The organism is Streptomyces sp. NPDC057486, from assembly GCF_042802415.1.
Classification (GTDB): Bacteria; Actinomycetota; Actinomycetes; order Streptomycetales; family Streptomycetaceae; genus Streptomyces; species Streptomyces yanii.
In genome coordinates this window covers 1-20632 of sequence record NZ_JBHVEE010000023.1, presented here as the reverse complement: position 1 = coordinate 20632, position 20632 = coordinate 1, and the positions used below count along the sequence as shown (strand labels likewise).

Genomic DNA, 20632 nt, shown 5'->3' with positions numbered 1-20632 from the left:
GCGGGACGGGGAGTTCGGTGGTCAGGCGGTGGCCGGTGCGGCGCCGGTCGTCCTGGCAGGGGCATCGGCGGCCGGATGCGAGAGCGTCAGGCCCGCGGCCTCCGCCGCGCCGAACCCGTCGTCGACCGCCACGACCTCCCGGCCGGTGGCGTCCAGCAGCGACGCCGCGATCGCCGCCCGCATTCCGCCGGCGCAGTGCACCCACACGACTCCTTCCGGCACCTCGTCGAGCCGCTTGGGCAGCTCGTGCACCGGAATGTGCACCGACCCGGCTATCGCGCCGGCGCGGCGTTCGGTGTCCCTGCGGACATCGAGAACCACCGGCTGGTCGCCGTGCTCGCGTGCCGCGGCCAGGCCCGCGAAGTCCGACCTGCGGAACGAACGCAGCTCTTCCGCCGTGCGGACCCAGGACCGCGGGTCACCGGTCGCAGCTGCCACCGGGCGGCCGACGCCCACCCGGGCCAGCTCGCGCTGGGCGTGCGCGACGTCGGAGGCGCTGCTCGCCAGGAGGGTGACGGGCCTGCCCCATGGAATCAGCCAGGCGAGATATGTGGCGAGCTGCCCCTCGCCCTCGAAGTTGAACGAACCGGCGACATGTCCCTCGGCGAACGCCACCCGGCTGCGCAGATCCACCACCCACTCACCTGCGGCCAGCCGCCGCGCGATCTGCTCGGCGTCGGCCGGGGCGGGCGGCGTCAGATCGAGCGGACGTGGACCCGCGGCGTTGGCCGGGCCCATGTGCGCGTAGTAGGCGGGGACGTCGTCCAGCCCGGCGAGCAGCTCGGCGACGAATGTGTCCACGTCCTTGACGAGCGCGTCGTTACGGGCCCGCTCGGCGCCGATCGTCGTGGTGTTCCCGTCGGCCTGCGCGGATGAACAGAAGCTGCCGAAGCCGTGGGTCGGCAGCACGGGCACGGCGTCGTCGAGCTCGTCGGCGAGCCGGTGCGCGGAGGCGTGCTGGGCGCGGGCCAGCGCTGCGGTCAGCCGGGGCTCCACCAGGTCGGGCCGGCCCACGCTGCCGATCAGCAGCGAACCGCCGGTGAAGGCGGCCACTGCGCGACCGTCCTCCTCCAGTACGTACGAGGTGTGGTGCGGGGTGTGCCCGGGGGTGGCCATGGCGCGCAGCGTCAGTCCCTCGTCCACCGGGGTGGCGTCCCCGTCGGCGACCGGCACCCGGTCGAAGGAGACCGGCGCGGCGGCGGGCACCAGGTACTGGGCCCCGGTGGCACGCGCCAGGTCCAGGCCGCCCGTCACGTAGTCGTTGTGCAGATGTGTCTCCACGACCAGGGCGATCCGCACGCCGCGCCGTGCTGCCGCGGCGATGACCCGGTCGATGTCGCGCGGCGGGTCCACCACGAGCGCGGCGTGCCGGCCGCCCGCCAGATAGCTGCGGTTGCCGAGGCCGGCGGTCTCGAGGGGGTCGACGAAGAACACGGCATGACTCCTTCCGTACGGTTTACCCCAGGGGGTATCTCTCACCGAGGTTAGCACTAATACCCCAGGGGGTATTTCTGGCTCTCGGTGCGACCGAGGGAGCGACAGGCGGCTGTTTCCTGCCCGGCCCGGCGGCGCGAGGCCGCCGAGGTGCTCGCCGCTCGCAGTGAGGCGTGTACCGGCATCGTTCGACCCGGAGGTGGGGTGCAGGGCATCGCCGGGTGAGCGTGAGCGGTGGGCGTGCGTCACGGCGCCGGGCGCTGCCGGAACATCGCCGCGGCCACCCCGCAGGCGCCGTCCCCCTGGTGTTCGGTGCGGTCGCCGGCGGCATGCCGCACGTACGTGTTCGAGCTTGCTTCGCAACGTGCGAGCGGCCCCTCCCGTCCCCTGCGGAGGGCCGCACGCTCGGTCGCGCCGCAATCTGACACGATGTCAGTCGTGGGACGGAGTGGCATCCGCTCGACGCCACGCTGGGGGTTCCGGAGCGGTCGGGGCTTCTCAGGCTCGTCCGGACGCCCCACGACGCTCTCTTGCGAACCGCGAAGCCCGAATCGTGCTCCGCGATGGTTCTCCCGGGTGGTCAGGGGAGCGGGATCGCCCGGGGCGGGTAGTCAACAGATCTGTGCCACCCGTTCGTTCCCGTACTCAAGCCTCGACGGAGCCGCCGTGAAGTTCGGAGTCTCAACCTTCATCACCGACCAGGGGATCAGCCCGACCTCGCTCGGAACCGCCCTTGAGGAACGTGCTTTCGACTCGTTGTTCATCGCCGAGCACTCCCATATCCCGGCCGACCGCCGGACGCCCTACCCGGGCGGTGGTGAGCTGCCGGAGATCTACTACCGCACCCTTGACCCCTTCGTGGCCCTGACCGCGATCGGAGTGGTGACCGAGCGGCTGCTGCTGGGTACCGGCATCGCGCTGATTCCGCAGCGAGACCCGATCATCACCGCGAAGGAAGTCGCTTCGCTCGATCTGATCTCCGGTGGCCGGGTGATCTTCGGTATCGGTGTCGGCTGGAACCGTGAGGAGATGAGGAACCACGGCACGGACCCCTCGACCCGTGGTCGGCTCACCGACGAGCGGCTGCGCGCCATGCGAGAGCTGTGGACCGCGGAGAAGGCCGAGTTCCACGGTGAGTTCGTGAACTTCGATCCGGTCTTCGCGTGGCCCAAACCCGTGCAGCGTCCCCATCCGCCGATCTACGTCGGCGGCGGCGAGGGCGCGTTCCCGCGGGTGGCGCAGCTCGGGGACGCGTGGCTGGCCAACAGCGTGCCGCCGCAGGAGCTCGGTCCACAGATCGAGCGACTGCACGCCCGTGCCGAACGCGAGGTGCCGGTGACGGTGTACGCGGCTCCCGACGAGCCCGAGCAGATCGAGGGCTACGGCCGTCTGGGCGTCGAACGGCTGCTGTTCTACGTGCCGACGATGCCCGAACGGGAGACGCTGGAGCACCTCGACCGGCTGGCCGAAGTGGCTGCCCGGTACCGCTGAGATGCCGGAACAAGGAGTGCGATGCCCACTCTGACGAGCGCTGAGGCGCGTGAGCGGTTCGCCGCGGCGCGCATCGCCCACCTCGCGACCACCGGCACCGACAGCCGCCCGCACCTGGTGCCGGTGGTGTTCGCCCTGGACGGCGACACGGTGATGCTGGCCGTGGACCACAAACCGAAACGGACGATGCGGCTGAAACGTCTGGCCAACATCGCGGCCAATCCGACGGTCTGTCTGCTGGCCGACCACTACGAGGAGGACTGGGAGCGCCTGTGGTGGGTGCGGGCCGACGGTGAGGCCCGTGTGCTCCCCCCGCCGGACCATTTCCCCGAGGCCGCCCGGCGCGTCGGCCTCCTCACGGCGAAATACCGGCAGTACGCCGACCGTCCTCCCGACGGGCCGATGGTCGAGATCTCAGTCCTGCGTTGGAGCGGCTGGCGCGCGTCCTGAGCCGCACGGCCACCCGGCCGGGCGATTCCGGTCGACGGCCGTCACGGATGCGGCCGTTTGATCAGCCGGGACAGCACGATGACGCTCTCCGTGCGCTCGACCGGCGCGGTCGCGCGCACTCGCTGGATGGCCTGTTCCAAGTGTGTGCTGCTCTCGGCGAGAACGTGGAGAACGGCGTCCGCGGCACCCGAAACGGTGCATGCCTCGACGACCTCCGGGACGTCCTCCAAGGCGCGGCGCAGCTCCGCGGGCGTGGGGTTGCCCCGGCAGTAGACCTCGATGAAGGCTTCGGTCCGCCACGCGAGCACCTGCGGATCGAGAACAGCCGTGAAGCCGCGGATCGCGCCGGTGGCGACGAGTCGGTCCAGACGTCGTTTGGCTGCCGGCGCCGACAGGTTGGCGGCTCTGCCGATCTCGGCGTACGTGGACCGTGCGTTCCGCTGCACACAGCGGATGATCGCTTCGTCGATGGGGTCCACGGGCGCCTCCGGAGGATTCGAAACCGACAAGTGCGCAATGATTGACCGGAATGCCTCTGATATTGCAAGTAATCGCTGGTGGACAGCAGTGGATGGGGATTGTTTGCGCCGGAAGTGCGGCCATAGTCTCCGGATCGACCTGACGTCGATCTGCTACGGGACAGCCCTGAGGAGCAGCACTGCCATGACCGCAACCCTGAGCGACGCTGAAGCAGCCGCGCTTGCCGCAGTGGACGAAGCCGCAGCCGCCCGGACGTTGCTGGAACTGCTCGCCGTGCCGAGCGTGACAGGCAGCGCCGCCGAATCCGAACTGCAGCACCTGCTGGCCCGGCACCTTCAGCGGCTGGACCTCGATGTCGACCTGTGGTCCATGGACCTGCCCGAACTGCGCGCGGACCCCGCCTACCCGGGCGCCGAGGCCCCGAGGGACGAGGCGTGGGGACTGGCGGGCACCACACGCAACGACAGCGACGGACCGACCCTCGTCCTGCAGGGCCATGTCGACGTCGTACCTCCCGGCGACCGGGCCAGGTGGGCGGGCGACCCGTTCGTACCCCGGGTCTCCGGGGACGTCGTTCACGGTCGCGGTGCCTGTGACATGAAGGCCGGGCTGGCGTCCGTGCTCGCGGCCCTGACGGCCATCCGCACCGCCGGGGTGAGACTGCGAGGCCGTCTGGCGGCCCACTTCGTGGTCAGCGAGGAGGACGGCGGGCTCGGCGCATTCGGCACGCTCCGGCGCGGTCACACCGCAGACGCCTGCATCATCACCGAACCGACCAGCGGCACGCTGATGACAGCGAACGCCGGAGCCCTGACCTTCCGCATCGAGGTCCCCGGCCAGGCAACCCACGGCAGCACCCGCTACGCAGGGGTCAGCGCCCTCGACGCCTACCTCCCCCTCCACCGTGCACTGGCCCGTCTGGAGGCCGCCCGCAACGCCGACCCGCACCCGCTGATGGCCGACTACGCCATCCCCTACCCACTGTCCGTCGGTACGGTCCATGCCGGTGACTGGGCCAGCAGTGTCCCCGACCTCCTCGTGGCCGAGGGACGACTGGGCGTCCGACTGGACGAGGATCCGGCCGACGCCCGCACGGAACTGGAGAACTGCATCGCCGAAGTCTGCGCCGCCGACTCCTGGCTGCGCACCCGTCCGGCCACGGTGACCTGGCCCGGTGGCCAGTTCGCCAGCGGCCGGCTGCCGGACGGACATCCGCTGGCGGCGCTGGTCGGTCGCGCGCACGCCGACATCACCGGCGCCGGGCCGGCGCGTGAGCAGGGCGCACCCTACGGCAGCGACCTGCGGCTGTACGGAGCGCAGGGCATCCCCACACTCCAGTACGGGCCCGGCGAAGTGCGGTGGGCACACGGGCCGCAGGAGCAGGTGCGCATCGCCGAGGTCATCACCGTCACCCGCACGCTGGTCCTGGCCGCACTGCGTACGGTGGGCACGAAGTAGCCAACGGCCTGTGGTGGGTGCAGGAGTCCGCGAGCGCAAGCGCCTCACACGCAACGCTGCCCGCCCAGGCCCACCGGCAACAAGGCCCACGTCCTGGCTCGCCCGCCACTGTCGCCTTCCCGGCCCCCGAGCCCGCCGGTCACAGCACCACCGTGGAGTCGTACGTGCCGGGCGGCAGCGGCGGTGCGCCGGACGGTGGCAGGGCGGTCAGTCCGGGGGAGCGGTGCTCCGTCGTGCCGTATCGATACCCCCTGCCGAGAGGTAAAGCACCAGGTCCAGGCGTTGATGTTGTCCAGACCATTGACATGTTGGCGCCATGATGTTGAATTCGGTCTCGTTGTGTTGCGCGACTCTGGTGACTTGAGTGACCCATGGAGGACATGTGACGCCTCGCCCACCCCGCCTCACCGCGCTCGGCGCGGCCGCGAGTCTGCTCGTCGGCGGCCTGCTCACCGCCACGCCGGCCGCCCAGGCCGCCGACGGCGGCCGTCCGGACGCCCCGGGGAACGCCGTGACCGGCCAGAGCGCTCCGGCCATCACCCCGACCCCACAGTCGGTCAGGACCCGGTCCGACCGGGTCACGATCAGCCCCACCGTCACCCTGGTGACGGGCGACACCTCCGACGAGCCCTCCGTGAAGGTCGTCGAAGCCGCGTTGCGCCGCGCCGGCGCGCAGCGGATCGTACGGAGCGACAGACCCGGCGGGAGCGGACTCACCGTCCACGTCGGTGTCTCCGCCGCCCTCGCGGACCAGCACATCGAGGGTCCCGACGCGCTGCCCGCCGACGGGTACGTCCTCGGCGTCGGCGCCGACCGCATCGTCCTCGCGGGCAAGGACACCACCGGCACGTACTACGCGGCCCAGAGCCTCCGTCAGATCCTGCCCCGGCAGAGCCACCCCGGCGCCGAGGTCGACGGGCTTGCGGTACGCGACTGGCCGGGCACCGCGCTGCGCGGCGTCATCGAGGGCTTCTACGGCACCCCGTGGTCGCACGAGGCCCGCCTCGACCAGCTCGACTACTACGGCGAGCACAAGATGAACATCTATGTGTACTCGCCGAAGGACGACGCGTACCTCCGTGAGAAGTGGCGCGACCAGTACCCCGCGGAGCAGTTGGCGCAGATCAAGGAACTCACCGACCGGGCCGTGCAGCGGCACGTCGAGTTCACCTACGCCCTCTCGCCCGGACTCTCCGTCTGCTACAGCTCCGACACCGACGCCAAGGCGCTCGTCGACAAGTTCCAGGCGATCTGGGACATCGGCGTTCGCACCTTCGCGGTCCCGCTCGACGACATCAGCTACACCGACTGGAACTGTGCGGCGGACAAGGCGAAATGGGGGACCGGCGGCGGTGCGGCGGGCGCCGCGCAGGCGTATCTCCTGAACAAGGTGAACAAGGAGTTCATCGCCACGCACCCGGGTGCCCAGCCGCTTCAGATGGTGCCCACCGAGTACTACAACGTCTCGGCCACGGCCTACAAGAAGGCGCTCGCCGAGCAGCTCGACCCGAATGTCCTGGTCGAGTGGACGGGCGTCGGCGTCATCGCCCCGACGATGACCGTCGCCCAGGCCAAGGCCGCCCGCACGGTTTTCAACCACCCGATCCTGACCTGGGACAACTATCCGGTCAACGACTACGTGACCAACCGGCTGCTGCTCGGCCCGTTCAACGGCCGGGAGAAGGGACTGCCGGGCGAGCTGGCCGGGATCACCGCCAACCCGATGATCCAGCCGTACGCCTCCAAGCTCTCGCTCTACACGGTCGCGGACTACTCCTGGAACGACGCCGCCTACGACGAGCGTGACTCGTGGCTGCGGGGGCTGGGGGAGTACGCGGGCGGCGACGCCCGCACCGAGAAGGCGCTGCGGGCCTTCGCCGACATTAACTACAGCTCGGCCCTGAACAAGCAGGAGGCACCCGACCTGGCGGGCGAGTTCGCCCGCTACTGGCAGTCCGGCGACGCGGACCGGCTCACCTCCGTGCTCCGCGACCTGGGCAACGCGCCGGGCCGCCTGCGCAGCAGCCTCCCGGACCGCGGCTTCATAGACGACTCGGGCCCCTGGCTGGACGCCACCGAGTCCTGGGCGACCGCCACCCGGACGGCACTGCGCATGGTCGAGGCGGCCCGCGCCGGAAAGGGCGCGCAGGCGTGGGAGTTCCGACAGCAGCTGCCCGCGCTGGTGGCCGAGGCGAAGTCCTTCACCTACACGGGACTTGACGGCCGCAAGGTGCCGGTCGTCGTCGGCAACGGGGTGCTGGACGGATTCATCGACAAGGCCACCGCCGAGCACGACCGGATCATCGGTGTGAGCGGCAGGCCCACGGCATCGACCAGCCTCGGTACGTACCAGACCAACACCGTCGCCCGGATGCTCGACGGCGACGACTCCACGTACTTCTGGAGCGACGGTGCGCCCGCCGCCGGCGATCAGGTCACGGTCGACCTGGGCCGCGCAAGGGAGATCGGCGGGATCACCCTGGCCATGGCCAAGCCGGGAAGCACCGGCGACTACCTCCACGACGGGGTGCTGGAGTACTCCGCCGACGGGCAGACCTGGCAGCAGCTCACCGCCTTCTCCGGAAAGCCGGACGTCACCGCGACCGCCCCCGCCGGGACGAAGGTCCGCTATGTGCGGGCGCGGGCAACCGCGGGCCAGACGAACTGGCTCGTCGTACGCGAGTTCGCCATCGAGACGGAGGGCGGAGCGGTGGCCGGCGGACCGCCCGCCGCCGCCGGATCCGCCCTGCGTTCGGCGGCCGACGGCGACCTCGGCACCGTCTACCGGGCGGCGCGCGCGCCCGAGGCCGGTGAGGCGCTGGAGCTGGGGCTTGGCTCCGTGCGCTCCGTCGGGTCCGTCACCGTCCTGCAGCCGGCCGGGTCGGACGCCCTTGCCGACATCCAGCTCCGGGGCACCGACGGGATCTGGAGGACCGTCGGTGCGCTCGACGGCCCCTACACCAGGGTGAACGCGACCGGCCGGACGGCCGATGCGGTACGTCTCGCCTGGCGCGCCGGGTCCGCCGCACCGCAGATCGCCGAGCTGGTGGTCGGCTGACTGAACGCGTAACCAGGAGGGGCCGTCTCGGAGGCCCATGACACCGGCCGATCCTGCTCCGGCCCACCGCGCGCCCGGCATCCCCATACTTCCTGGGGCATGCCGGGCGCGCAGTCATGTCCGGTCCGGTCGAAACGGTCCGGGACAGATTGTTCCCAGAGAGGCAAGCGACCGCTTAGTATGCCCCGGAGCAGTGGAAATGCCGACAGTGTTGTGGAGGCCCCTCATGCAGGCATGGCGAGTGCACCGGAACGGCGAGCCGAACGAGGTGATGCGGCTCGAAGAGACGGACCGGCCCACGCCGGGCGACGGGCAGGTGCTCCTCGAGGTGCTCGCGGCGAACATCAATTTCCCCGACGCGCTGCTCTGCCGCGGCCAGTACCAGGTACGGCCGCCGCTGCCGTTCACCCCGGGCGTGGAGATCTGCGGTGAGACGCCGGACGGGCGCCGGGTGCTCGCCACTCCCGCCCTGCCGAACGGTGGATTCGCCGAGTACGTCGTCGCGGACGAGGCGGCGCTCCTGCCGGCCCCGGAAGCCCTGGACGACGCCGAGGCCGCCGCCCTGCACATCGGCTATCAGACAGGCTGGTTCGGACTGCACCGCAGGGCGCACCTCCAGGCGGGCGAGACTCTTCTCGTGCACGCCGCGGCGGGCGGAGTCGGCAGCGCGGCCGTCCAGCTCGGCAAGGCTGCCGGGGCCAAGGTCATCGGTGTCGTCGGCGGCCCCGAGAAGGCCAAGACCGCCCATGAGCTCGGCTGCGACCTGGTCGTCGACCGACGCAGCGAGGACATCGTCGCACTGGTCAAGGAGTTCACCGGCGGACGTGGGGCGGATGTCGTCTACGACCCGGTCGGCGGCGACGCGTACGCCAAGTCCGTCAAGTGCATCGCCTTCGAGGGCCGGGTGATCGTCGTCGGATTCGCGAGCGGCGTCATCCCCACCCCTGCGCTCAACCACGCCCTCGTAAAGAACTACTCGATCGTCGGACTCCACTGGGGTCTGTACAACACCAAGGATCCGGCCGCGGTGCGCGCCTGTCACGAGGAGCTCACCGCTCTCGCGGCGCAGGGCGTCATCAAGCCACTGATCAGCGAGCGTGTCGCACTCGACGGGGCGGCGGCCGCCGTTCAGCGTGTCGCCGACGGCACGAGCACCGGCCGGATCGTCGTCCTTGCGGGGGGTGCCCGATGACGACCGTCGACGCGGCCGAACTCCGAGGCCTCACCCGTGAACTGCTCGCCGCCCACCCACCGGCCACCACCGACCGGACCGACTTCCTGAAGGCCCGCTTCGACGCCGGACTCGCCTGGGTCCACTACCCGGCCGGGCTCGGAGGACTCGACGCGCCGCGCTCGCTGCAGCCCGTCGTCGACGCCGAACTCGCCGCCGCGGGCGCACCCGACAACGACCCGCGCCGCATCGGCATCGGCCTGGGCATGGCGGCCCCCACCATCCTGGGTTTCGGCACCGACGAACAGAAGCGGCGCTTTCTGCGCCCCCTGTGGGTCGGCGAGGAGGTGTGGTGCCAGCTCTTCAGTGAGCCGGGCGCCGGATCCGACCTGGCGGCGCTCGGCACCCGCGCCGTCCGGGACGGCGAGGACTGGGTGGTCGACGGGCAGAAGGTCTGGACGTCCAGCGCCCATGTGGCCCGCTGGGCGATCCTCATCGCCCGCACGGACCCTGACCTGCCCAAGCACCGTGGCATCAGCTACTTCATCTGCGACATGACCGACCCCGGCGTCGAGGTGCGGCCGCTGCGCCAGATCACCGGCGAGGCCGAGTTCAACGAGGTGTTCCTCACCGGCGTACGCATCCCCGACAGCAGGCGGCTCGGACCCGTCGGCGACGGCTGGAAGGTCGCCCGGACCACCCTGATGAACGAGCGTGTGTCGATCGGTGGATCCCGCATCCCGCGCGAGGGCGGCATGATCGGCCCCGTTGCCAGGACCTGGCGCGAACACCCCGAACTACGTACCCACGATCTCCATCAGCGCCTGCTCACCCTCTGGGTCGAGGCCGAGGTCGCCCGGCTCGCCGGTGAGCGGCTGCGCCAGCAACTCGTCGCCGGACAGCCGGGCCCCGAAGGCTCCGGCATGAAGCTCGCCTTTGCCCGTCTCAACCAGGAGATCAGCGGACTGGAGGTCGAACTCCGCGGCGAAGAGGGGCTGTTGTACGACGACTGGACCATGCGCCGCCCCGAGCTGGTCGACTTCACCGGACGCGGTGCGGGCTACCGCTATCTGCGGTCCAAGGGCAACTCGATCGAGGGCGGTACGAGCGAGGTACTGCTGAACATCGTCGCCGAACGCGTCCTCGGACTGCCCGCCGAGCCGCGCAACGACAAGGACGTCGCCTGGAAGGACCTGTCCCGATGACAGCACAGACCGAAGAGACCGTGGCGCCCGATCTGCTGTACTCGGAGGCCGAGGACGATCTGCGGGCCGCCGTACGGTCGTTGCTCGCCGACCGGGCGGACGCGCCGACCGTGATCGCCCGAATCGAGTCCGACACGCCGTACGACCCGCAGCTCTGGAAGGCCCTCGGCGCGGACATCGGCGCCGCGGGGCTGCTCGTGCCGGAGAAGCTGGGCGGCCAGGGTGCAAGCCATCGCGAGGTTGCGGTGGTCCTGGAGGAGCTGGGCCGCAGCGTCGCCCCCGCCCCCTATCTGACCAGCGCGGTCGTCGCCACCGAGACGCTCCTCGCACTGGGGACGGAGGACGGACCGGTCGGCGAACTCCTCGGTGAGCTGGCGGCGGGCCGCAAGGTCGCAGTCCTCGCCGTACCGTTCTCGGCAGCGGTCGGGACCGTGACGGTGACCGGCACCCTTGACGGGATCGTCACCGCGGTCGCCGACGCGGCCGCCGCCGATCTGCTGCTCGTGCCGACCGGCGACGGCCTGTACGCGGTCGAGGCCGGCGCCACGGGCGTCACTGTCGAGCCGCTCGTCGCGCTCGATCTGACCCGCCCGCTGGCCACCGTCACCCTCACTGCGGCCACCGGCACACGCCTCGCGGACGCGGAGGCCGCGCGCCCCGCCGTACGCCGGGGGCTGCTCGCCGGTGCCGGACTGCTCGCCTCCGAGCAACTCGGTCTGGCCGAATGGTGCCTGACCGAGACGGTCCGGTACACCCGCGACCGGCACCAGTTCAACCGGCCCGTCGGTTCGTTCCAGGCGCTCAAGCACCGGATGGCGCAGCTCTGGCTCCAGGTCGTCTCGGCCCGCGCCGCCGCGCGCAACGCCGCCGACGCCCTGGCGTCCGGCAGCCCCGACACGCCACTCGCGGTGGCCGTGGCGCAGGCGTACTGCTCAGGGGTCGCGGTCCGCGCGGCGGAGGAGTGCATCCAGTTGCACGGAGGCATCGGCATGACGTGGGAGCACCCCGCGCATCTGTATCTGAAGCGGGCCAAGGCCGACTCGATCGCGTACGGTACGGCGGGGCGTCACCGTGACGCCATCGCCGAGCTGATGGAGCTGCCCGCACCGTAGAGCAACGGCCTTGCGAACAAAGAGACGTGGGGCGGGGGTGCATGGCAGCCCCGCCCCTTCGCCGTTCCGGGCGGGCGGTTCCTGGTCGTCCACTACCGGTGGCAGCGCCGAGGCCCGGCTGAACCTGTGGCGCTGCAGCGGCGCCGGTAACCAGAACCGCGGTGGCGCCACACCGCGTTGGACGACCCCGGCCCGGCCGGGGAACACCAGCCGACGGGCGGACGACGTCCGGATCAACTCTTGGCAGGTACCTGCCCGACAGAGGTGCCCCGGGCCCATACTCGGTCGGGTCCGCCCGTCCGGTCCGCACCCTGAACCCGGGAGAATCCATGGCGTTCCCGACCCGCCGCCGCGTCGTCACCACCGCTCTCGCCACGGTCGCCGCAGGCGCAGCCCTACCCCTTCAGCCGGCCGCGGCCGCGCAGCCCGCTGCAGTCGCCCGCCACCACCCGCGCCCCCTCCGGCAGGCCCACGCGCATAACGACTACCTCCATACGCACCCCCTTCACGATGCCCTCTCCCACGGGTTCACCAGCGTTGAAGCAGACATCTTTCTCGTGGACGGGGAACTCCTCGTCGCCCACGAGGCCTCCGATCTCGACCCCGCCCGCACCCTCGCGTCGCTCTACCTCGACCCGCTGCTGGCCAGGGTCAGGGCCAACCACGGCGCCGTGTACCCGGGTCACCACGAGCCCGTACAGCTGCTTATCGACATCAAGACGGACGGCGCCGCCGCCTACCTCGAACTCGACCGGCAGCTTCAGCGCTACCGCCGGATGCTGACCTCGTACCACGACGGCCGGGTCCGCGCAGGCGCGGTCACCCCTGTCATATCCGGCGACCGGGCCGCCCGCGTCCCCATGGAGGCGCAGCGCACCCGCCTCGCTTTCTACGACGGCCGGCTCGACGACCTCGGCACTGCGGCAACCGCCTCGTTCATCCCGCTCGTCAGCAGCAACTGGACCCAGAGCTTCAGCTGGCTGGGCGCGGGCCCCTTCCCCCTCGCCGAACGGGACAGGCTCCGCGCCCTCGTCACCACCGCCCATCGCGAGGGCCGGCGTGTGCGCTTCTGGGCCACACCCGACGTGGCGGGCCCCGAACGGGACGCCGTCTGGAACGAGTTGCTGGCCGCCGGGGTCGACCACCTCAACACCGACGATCTGGCGGGGCTGGAACTCTTCCTCCGCGCGAAGGAGAAGGGTGCCCGAGGCGGCAGCTGACGGGCCGTACGGCCGGAGAAGGTGACAGTCAGTCAACACCCGGATGGCGGACATGCCAGTCCGCCGGATGGCCCCTCCGCTGCGCCACACTGGCGGCCGAATGCCGCATTCCGGCGCGGCGGAGGAGGTTGGCCATGGCCATTTCGATCTCACTGGTGCTGCTTCTGCTGATGCTTGCGGTCCTTTTTCTCCGCAACGGCGGACTGAAACCCTCGCATGCGATCGTCTGCGCGATGCTCGGATTCTTCCTTGCGGGTACGAGCATGGGGCCGACGATCCAGGAGGGACTGACGGCCACGGCGAATGTTGTCAGCAGCCTCCAGCCCTGACGCGCTCCTGCCGCGGATCAGCCACCGACAAGCCGCGAACGAATCAGGAACCGCACGCCCTCCGGAGCCTCCAGCGAGAACCCGCTGCCTCGCCCCGCCACCACGTCGACGATCAGCCGGGTGTGCGCCCATACCTCGAACTGACTCCTCGACATCCAGAAGGGAACACGCTCCGCAACTCCTTCGACGGCGAGCGAGGCCAGCAGCACATCGGAGTCTCCGGTACGGAATTCGCCGGCCTGGTAGCACATGGGCGCGCTGCCGTCGCAGCAGCCGCCGGACTGATGGAACATCAGTGGTCCATGGGTGGCCCGCAGTTGTCGCACCAGATTGGCGGCTGCGGGCGTGAGCTCCACGAGAGGTGCGTCCGAAGGGGTCACGTGTCGGCCTTTCGCTGTCCGGCGCCGGTGCGGTGAACTCAGCCAACTCCCCGCAACGTTGCGGCAAGGTTGCACAGTCTCCCCCTGAGGGGGCCGCCGGGTCCAGTTGCGTACGCATGACAGTGCCTCAGGGGGAGACGGGGGAGAGGGCGACCCGCATGGCGGGACCCGGGCGGGGGACGCGAGCAGGCCGGTCGTGGTGTGGATCCGCGACGGTCGGGTGCAGTGGTCGGGGTCGGATCCATGGTGGACGAGGGCATCGTGTGCGGCTGTACGCAACTTCTGCCGCAGGGAGCTACCGAGGCAGCGCCATGCCCCGCAGTTCCTGACTTCGGTTCACCTGTCGGCGGAAGTTGCCGACTTGGGCGTCGGAGGAGGTGCCACCGAGGCCTCCGACGACCACGGCCGGCAACGTGCCCCGCGTCGCGACGCTCGACGAGCGGAGGGCGACCGTTTCGCCCGCCCGGATGCGCGGGGTGAGGCGGTGCCCGCCGCGAGGGGCGGCCGGACCGCCCACAGCAGCCATCCGGCTGCCGGCCTGTGCGGCGGATGAGGAACACCCTGCGAGTCGCGCGGCGGCCCCCGTACGGACGGCGCGAGCCTGCTCCGGGTCGCAGTCGATCGAGGCGCCGCAGTCGAACGGCGCGGACATCCACGCCTGCGGGGCGGCCACAGGGGAGTTCGCGTGCCCGATGTCGCGCAACCGCCCCGCAGCTCGGTGGCGAAGTGCGCCGCGCTCCCGTACGGGGTGTAGCTGTGCAACTACAGGGCGCGGCCGCTCCACCGTGCGGAGGTGTAGCCCGTGGCGCGCTCATATGAGCACTTTTGGTTACGGTTGGGTCTCGCTGCGGGGGTGGGGGGTTGCTCTTGAGGCATGTAATCGTTTCCAATCGTTCGTGTAATCGTTTCCATGGCTTCGGCGCCGACCGCGATGTCCCTGGATTCGAGGCCCACGGAAACCACAAGGAGGTGGTCCGGCAGTGGCGAGCATCAAAGATGTCGCAGCCGAGGCGGGCGTGTCCGTTGCCACGGTCTCGCGTGTCCTCAACAGTCATCCGTCCGTCAGCCCCGATGCGCGGGCCCGCGTCCTCGCCGCTGTCGACGCGCTCGGCTACCGGCCCAACGCCGTCGCCCGGTCGCTGCGCACCGACCAGACACGCACGCTCGGCCTGATCATCAGCGACGTGCTCAACCCGTACTTCACCGCGCTGGCCCGCTCCGTCGAGGAGGCGGCTCGCGCCCTCGGGTACAGCGTCATCATCGGAAACGCCGACGAGCGGCCCGAGCTGCAGGACCACCACATCCGCACGCTCCTCGACCGCCGGATCGACGGACTCCTCGTCTCTCCCACCGACGGCGGCTCCCCGCAGATACTCGACGCCGCGCGCGGTGGCACCCCGATGGTCTTCGTGGACCGCTGGATTCCCGGTGTGGACGTGCCCGTCGTACGTGCCGACGGCTGTCCCGCCGTCCGAGACCTCGTCGCCCACCTCTACCGCCTCGGCCACCGCAGGCTCGCCATCATCGCGGGCCCGGCCGCCACCACCACCGGCAGCGAGCGAGTCGAGGCCTTCCGGGACGCCCTGGGCGAGCACGGCCTCGGGCTGCCCGACGCCTACATCGGGCAGGGCGACTTCCAGGCGGACAGCGGACGACGCGCCACCGAGCGGTTCCTCGCCCTGCCCGAACGGCCGGACGTGGTTTTCGCCGCCGACAACCTGATGGCGCTCGGCGCACTGGACGCGATCCGCGCACGCGGTCTGCGGGTCCCGCAGGACATCGCGCTCGCCGCGTTCGACGACATCCCGTGGTTCGTCCACACCGATCCGCCGATCACGGCGATCGCCCAGCCGACCGGAGACCTCGGCCGAGCCGCCGTACGGGCGCTGGTCGACGTCATAGAGGGCCGGCCCCCGCAGTCCGTCACCCTTCCCGCACGTCTCGTCGCACGCAGGTCCTGCGGCGAGCCCGCTTCGTACCAGAGGAGCAACCTGTGAGCAGCCAGGACGAGTTGCTGCGCATCGAGGGAATACGCAAGACCTTCCCCGGCGTGGTCGCGCTCGACTCCGTCGACTTCGACCTGCGCCGCGGTGAGGTGCATGTCCTGCTCGGCGAGAACGGCGCAGGCAAGAGCACGCTGATCAAGATGCTCTCCGGGGCCTACCGCCCGGACAGCGGACGGATCCTGGTCGACGGCAACGAGGTGCGTGTCCACGGCGCCCAGGACGCCGAGCGGCTCGGGATCGCCACCATCTACCAGGAGTTCAACCTGGTGCCCGAGCTGACCGTCGCCGAGAACATCTTCCTCGGCCGCCAGCCGCGGCGCTTCGGGATGATCGACCGCAAGAAGATGGAGGCGGACGCCGAGGAGCTCCTGCGCCGGGTCGGCGTACGCGTCTCTCCGAAGGCCAAGGTGCGCGAACTCGGCATCGCCCGGTTGCAGATGGTGGAGATCGCCAAGGCGCTCAGCCTGGACGCCCGCGTCCTGATCATGGACGAGCCGACCGCCGTACTGACCAGCGAGGAGGTGGACAAGCTCTTCCGCATCGTCCGGCAGTTGCGCGAGGACGGCGTCGGGATCGTCTTCATCACCCACCACCTGGAGGAGATCGCGGCGCTCGGCGACCGGGTCACCGTTCTGCGTGACGGCCGCAGCATCGACCAGGTGCCCGCCTCGACACCCGAGGACGAGCTCGTACGACTCATGGTCGGGCGCAGCATCGATCAGCAGTACCCGCGTGAACGCCCGGAGACCGGCGATGTGCTGCTCTCCGTGCGGGGGCTGACCCGCGGCGGCGTCTTCCACGACGTCAGCTTCGACGTCCACGCAGGAGAGGTCGTCGGACTCGCCGGACTCGTCGGTGCCGGCCGCACCGAAGTCGTCCGCGCGGTCTTCGGCGCCGACCCCTACGACGCCGGGAGCGTCGAGGTGCGGGGCGAGCGCCTGGACAGGGGCGACGTGAACGCCGCCATGGGCGCCGGGATCGGGCTCGTACCCGAGGACCGCAAGGGCCAGGGACTGGTGCTCGACGCCTCGGTGCAGGAGAACCTCGGCCTGGTCACGCTGCGTTCGGCCAGCCGCGGTGGTCTCGTGGACCTCAAGGGGCAGCGCGCGGCCGCCGCCCGGATCGCCGAGCAGTTGGGCGTACGGATGGCGGGCCTCGGTCAGCATGTCCGTACTCTCTCCGGCGGCAACCAGCAGAAGGTCGTCATCGGGAAGTGGCTGCTCGCCGACACCAGAGTGCTGATCCTCGACGAGCCGACCCGCGGCATCGATGTCGGCGCGAAGGTCGAGATCTACCAGCTCATCAACGAACTGACGGCCTCCGGCCACGCGGTCCTGATGATCTCCAGCGACCTGCCCGAGGTCCTCGGCATGAGCGACCGGGTGCTCGTCATGGCGCAGGGCCGGATCGCAGGCGAGCTGCCCGCGCACGAAGCGACCCAGGACGCGGTGATGGCGCTCGCCGTCAGCGCCCCGTCCGTGACAAACACCCCAGATGTGAACGATGAAGTGGAGGGCTCCCGTGGCCACTGACACGCTCAAGAGCAATACGGGCGCGAGTGGCGCCTCGGCGCTCCGCCGCATCCTGCTCGACAATGGCGCACTGAGCGCCCTGGTGGTCCTGGTGGTGGCGATGTCGCTGCTCTCCGGCGACTTCCTGACCACTCAGAACCTGCTCAACGTGGGTGTGCAGGCCTCCGTGACGGCGATCCTCGCGTTCGGTGTCACCTTCGTCATCGTCTCGGCGGGCATCGACCTGTCCGTCGGCTCGGTGGCCGCGCTCTCGGCGACCGTACTCGCCTGGATGGCGACGTCCGAGGGCGTCCCCGTGTGGATCGCGGTGATCCTCGCCGTGGCCACCGGCATCGCCTGCGGCCTCGTCAACGGCGCACTCGTCTCGTACGGGAAGCTGCCACCGTTCATCGCCACGCTGGCGATGCTCTCGATCGGCCGTGGCCTGTCCCTCGTCATCTCTCAGGGCAGCCCGATCGCCTTCCCCGACTCCGTCTCGGTGCTCGGCGACACGCTCGGCGGGTGGCTGCCCGTTCCCGTCCTCGTGATGGTCGCGATGGGACTGGTCACGGCACTCGTCCTCGGGCGCACGTACATCGGCCGCTCGATGTACGCGATCGGCGGCAACGAGGAGGCGGCCAGGCTGTCGGGGCTCCGCGTCAAGCGGCAGAAGCTCGTCATCTACGCACTGTCCGGCCTCTTCGCCGCCGTCGCGGGCATCGTCCTCGCCTCCCGCCTGGTCTCCGCTCAGCCGCAGGCCGCACAGGGATACGAGCTGGACGCGATCGCCGCGGTCGTCATCGGCGGCGCCAGCCTCGCGGGTGGCGTCGGCAAGGCGTCCGGAACGCTGATCGGCGCGCTGATACTCGCCGTGCTCCGCAACGGGCTCAACCTGCTGTCGGTCTCGGCCTTCTGGCAGCAGGTCGTCATCGGTGTGGTCATCGCGCTCGCCGTCCTGCTCGACACGGTGCGTCGGCGTGCCGGCGGCGGGTCCCCGACGTCGGCGGCCTCCGGTGCATCCGGTTCGGGCGGCAAGGGAGCGGCGAAACTCGTGATCGCCGCGGTGTGCGTGGCGGCCGTGGTCGCGGCCGTGTCCTTCCTCAACCCCGGCTCCTCCGGTACGACGACCAAGGTCGGGATGTCGCTCTCCACGCTCAACAACCCCTTCTTCGTGCAGATGAAGGCGGGCGCGCAGGCGGAGGCCAAGCACGCGGGCATCGACCTCACGGTGACGGACGCGCAGAACGACGCCTCGCAGCAGGCCAACCAGCTGCAGAACTTCACCGGTGAGGGCGTGAAGTCGATCATTGTCAATCCGGTGGACTCGGATGCGGTGGGACCCGCGGTGCGGGCAGCCAACAAGGCCGACATCCCGGTGATCGCCGCCGACCGCGGCGTCAACAAGGCGGACACCGCGACGCTCGTCGCCTCCGACAACGTCGCGGGCGGCAGGCTCGCCGCGAAGGCGCTGGCCGAGAAGCTCGGCGGCAAGGGCGACATCGTCGTCCTGCAGGGCACCGCGGGCACCTCCGCCAGCCGCGAGCGCGGTCAGGGCTTCACCGAGGGAATCAAGGCGTACCCGGGCATCAAGGTCGTCGCCTCCCAGCCCGCGGACTTCGACCGCACCAAGGGCCTGGACGTCATGACCAACCTGCTGCAGTCCCACCCGGAAGTCACCGGCGTCTTCGCAGAGAACGACGAAATGGCGCTCGGCGCGGTCAAGGCGCTCGGCAGCAAGGCCGGCACGTCCGTCGACGTCGTCGGATTCGACGGCACCCCCGACGGACTGAAGGCGGTCGGGACGGGCAAGCTGTACGCCTCGGTGGCCCAGCAGCCGAAGGAGCTCGGGAAGATCGCCGTGCAGAATGCGGTCGAGGCCGCGCGTGGCAAGAAGGTCGACAGCATGGTCAAGGTGCCCGTGAAGGTCGTGACGGAGAAGAACGTCGCCGACTTCTCCTGACCACCAACCCTTGGATCCCAGTGAAAGAAGGACAGCGATGCACGACTACGACCTGCTGGTCGTAGGGTCGGCCAACGCCGACCTGGTGATCGGCGTCGAGCGGCGCCCCGCGCCGGGAGAGACCGTGCTCGGCTCCGACCTTGCCGTCCATCCGGGCGGCAAGGGAGGCAACCAGGCCGTCGCCGCGGCGCGACTCGGAGCCAGGACCGTTCTGCTGGCCCGGGTGGGCGACGACGCCCATGGTCGGTTGCTGCTGGAATCGCAGCGCGAGGCCGGCGTGGACACCGGTGGTGTCCTCGTCGGAGGGGCGCCCACCGGGGTTGCGCTGATCACGGTGGATCCGTCGGGTGACAACAGCATCGTGGTCTCGCCAGGGGCCAACGCACGGCTGACTCCCGACGACATCCGCGCCGCCGCCGACCTGCTCGCCGGCGCCCGGGTCGTCTCGGCACAACTGGAGATCCCCCTGGAGACCGTGGCCGAGGTCGCACGGACCCGGCCGCCGGGTGCCCGGTTCGTTCTGAACCCGTCGCCACCCGCGCCGCTGCCCGACGACGTACTCGCCGCCTGCGACCCGCTGGTCGTCAACGAGCACGAGGCCCGGTTCGTGCTCGGCGCTTCCGCGGGGCCCGGCCCCGAGGACTGGGCCCGGGCACTCCTCGCCCTCGGCCCGCAGTCGGTGGTGATCACTCTGGGCGCGGAGGGCGCGCTGGTCGCCGACGGCCGTACGGACGCCGTGGCACGGATCCCGAGCCCCCGGGTGGACGCCGTGGACACCACCGGTGCCGGTGACGCCTTCACCGCCGCCCTTGCCTGGCGGCTCAGCCTGGGCGAGGACATCGCGACGGCTGCCGCCTTCGCCGTGCGGGTGGGCGCCGCAGCTGTCACCAGGGAAGGCGCGCAGGCGTCCTTCCCGACCGCCGAGGAGGTCTCCGCGCTGTGAAGAAGGCCGGAATTCTCAACCGTCATCTGGCGGGGGCGCTGGCCGAGCTCGGCCATGGCGACGGGGTCCTCGTCTGCGACGCGGGCATGCCCGTCCCGGCCGGTCCGCGGGTCGTCGATCTGGCCTTCCGCGCCGGAATACCCTCGTTCGCCGATGTGCTCGAAGGGCTGTTGGACGAGCTGGTGATCGAGGGCGCCACGGCCGCGTGCGAGGTGCGGGAGGCGAATCCGGCGGCCGCCGGACTGCTGGCCGGATGTCTGCCGGATCTGCAGCTGGTTCCGCACGACGAGCTCAAGGCGCTGTCGGCCGGGGCGCGGTTGGTCGTACGCACCGGGGAGGCGCGGCCCTACGCGAACGTCCTGCTGCGCTGCGGAGTCTTCTTCTGATCCGTGTGCGTATGAGTGAGGCCCGGCACCGCAACGCG

Annotated in this window: 17 protein-coding genes; 14 read left to right on the top strand and 3 right to left on the bottom strand. The window is 70.7% G+C overall.

Going from position 1 to position 20632, the window contains the following annotated elements:
* Nucleotides 1-21: 21 nt before the first annotated feature.
* Complete coding sequence (locus ACFU6I_RS13765) at nucleotides 22-1434, bottom strand: rhodanese-like domain-containing protein (protein WP_384365086.1); 1413 nt, start codon at nucleotides 1432-1434, stop codon at nucleotides 22-24.
* A gap of 666 nt (nucleotides 1435-2100) precedes the next feature.
* On the opposite strand from ACFU6I_RS13765, the gene ACFU6I_RS13760 reads away from it, so the two are divergent.
* Together ACFU6I_RS13760 and ACFU6I_RS13755 are read left to right on the top strand one after the other, a co-directional pair.
* Nucleotides 2101-2925, top strand: a complete 825-nt coding sequence (locus tag ACFU6I_RS13760; RefSeq protein ID WP_384365083.1) for an LLM class F420-dependent oxidoreductase — start codon at nucleotides 2101-2103, stop codon at nucleotides 2923-2925.
* 21 nt (nucleotides 2926-2946) lie between these two features.
* Nucleotides 2947-3375 carry a TIGR03668 family PPOX class F420-dependent oxidoreductase gene (locus ACFU6I_RS13755; RefSeq protein ID WP_384365080.1) on the top strand — a complete coding sequence of 143 codons (429 nt, stop codon included), beginning with the start codon at nucleotides 2947-2949 and terminating at the stop codon, nucleotides 3373-3375.
* Nucleotides 3376-3416: 41 nt separating this feature from the next.
* Here ACFU6I_RS13755 and ACFU6I_RS13750 read toward each other — a convergent pair whose 3' ends face one another.
* Nucleotides 3417-3854, bottom strand: a complete 438-nt coding sequence (locus ACFU6I_RS13750; RefSeq protein ID WP_384365077.1) for an Lrp/AsnC family transcriptional regulator — start codon at nucleotides 3852-3854, stop codon at nucleotides 3417-3419.
* Between the two features lie 184 nt (nucleotides 3855-4038).
* Between ACFU6I_RS13750 and ACFU6I_RS13745 the strand changes: the two genes are divergently transcribed.
* The 7 genes from ACFU6I_RS13745 (at nucleotide 4039) to ACFU6I_RS13715 (ending at nucleotide 13408) form a co-directional block, all read left to right on the top strand.
* Nucleotides 4039-5313: an ArgE/DapE family deacylase gene (locus ACFU6I_RS13745; RefSeq protein WP_384365074.1), complete on the top strand. Its 1275-nt coding sequence runs from the start codon at nucleotides 4039-4041 to the stop codon at nucleotides 5311-5313.
* Nucleotides 5314-5695: 382 nt separating this feature from the next.
* On the top strand, nucleotides 5696-8371 hold the full coding sequence (locus tag ACFU6I_RS13740; protein ID WP_384365071.1) for a beta-N-acetylglucosaminidase domain-containing protein: 2676 nt from the start codon (nucleotides 5696-5698) through the stop codon (nucleotides 8369-8371).
* A 226-nt stretch (nucleotides 8372-8597) separates the two neighbouring features.
* Nucleotides 8598-9563: an NADPH:quinone oxidoreductase family protein gene (locus ACFU6I_RS13735; protein WP_384365068.1), complete on the top strand. Its 966-nt coding sequence runs from the start codon at nucleotides 8598-8600 to the stop codon at nucleotides 9561-9563.
* Entirely contained in the window at nucleotides 9560-10747 is a 1188-nt protein-coding gene (locus tag ACFU6I_RS13730; protein ID WP_384365065.1) for an acyl-CoA dehydrogenase family protein, read from the top strand. Before ACFU6I_RS13735 ends, ACFU6I_RS13730 begins: the two co-directional genes overlap by 4 nt.
* Nucleotides 10744-11859 (top strand): acyl-CoA dehydrogenase family protein, encoded by a 1116-nt coding sequence (locus tag ACFU6I_RS13725; RefSeq protein ID WP_384365062.1) that lies wholly within the window; start codon nucleotides 10744-10746, stop codon nucleotides 11857-11859. The genes ACFU6I_RS13730 and ACFU6I_RS13725 overlap by 4 nt, the downstream gene beginning before the upstream one ends.
* Before the next feature lie 329 nt (nucleotides 11860-12188).
* Nucleotides 12189-13079 (top strand): phosphatidylinositol-specific phospholipase C/glycerophosphodiester phosphodiesterase family protein, encoded by an 891-nt coding sequence (locus tag ACFU6I_RS13720; protein ID WP_384365059.1) that lies wholly within the window; start codon nucleotides 12189-12191, stop codon nucleotides 13077-13079.
* A gap of 134 nt (nucleotides 13080-13213) precedes the next feature.
* Nucleotides 13214-13408, top strand: a complete 195-nt coding sequence (locus ACFU6I_RS13715; RefSeq protein ID WP_266978044.1) for a hypothetical protein — start codon at nucleotides 13214-13216, stop codon at nucleotides 13406-13408.
* Between the two features lie 17 nt (nucleotides 13409-13425).
* On the opposite strand, the gene ACFU6I_RS13710 is transcribed toward ACFU6I_RS13715, so the two are convergent.
* Nucleotides 13426-13764 carry a DUF779 domain-containing protein gene (locus ACFU6I_RS13710; protein ID WP_384365056.1) on the bottom strand — a complete coding sequence of 113 codons (339 nt, stop codon included), beginning with the start codon at nucleotides 13762-13764 and terminating at the stop codon, nucleotides 13426-13428.
* A gap of 1004 nt (nucleotides 13765-14768) precedes the next feature.
* Between ACFU6I_RS13710 and ACFU6I_RS13705 the strand changes: the two genes are divergently transcribed.
* The 5 genes from ACFU6I_RS13705 to rbsD are packed head-to-tail and all read left to right on the top strand — an operon-like array spanning nucleotide 14769 to nucleotide 20594.
* A complete protein-coding gene (locus ACFU6I_RS13705; protein ID WP_384365053.1) occupies nucleotides 14769-15785 on the top strand; it encodes a LacI family DNA-binding transcriptional regulator in 1017 nt (338 codons plus the stop codon).
* Nucleotides 15782-17326, top strand: coding sequence for a sugar ABC transporter ATP-binding protein (locus ACFU6I_RS13700; RefSeq protein ID WP_384365050.1), 1545 nt, complete (start codon nucleotides 15782-15784; stop codon nucleotides 17324-17326). Before ACFU6I_RS13705 ends, ACFU6I_RS13700 begins: the two co-directional genes overlap by 4 nt.
* Nucleotides 17316-19265 (top strand): substrate-binding domain-containing protein, encoded by a 1950-nt coding sequence (locus ACFU6I_RS13695; RefSeq protein ID WP_384365047.1) that lies wholly within the window; start codon nucleotides 17316-17318, stop codon nucleotides 19263-19265. The genes ACFU6I_RS13700 and ACFU6I_RS13695 overlap by 11 nt, the downstream gene beginning before the upstream one ends.
* 37 nt (nucleotides 19266-19302) lie before the next feature.
* Entirely contained in the window at nucleotides 19303-20208 is a 906-nt protein-coding gene (locus ACFU6I_RS13690) for a ribokinase (RefSeq protein WP_384365044.1), read from the top strand.
* Complete coding sequence (rbsD, locus tag ACFU6I_RS13685) at nucleotides 20205-20594, top strand: D-ribose pyranase (protein ID WP_376335336.1); 390 nt, start codon at nucleotides 20205-20207, stop codon at nucleotides 20592-20594. Before ACFU6I_RS13690 ends, rbsD begins: the two co-directional genes overlap by 4 nt.
* Nucleotides 20595-20632: the final 38 nt, after the last annotated feature.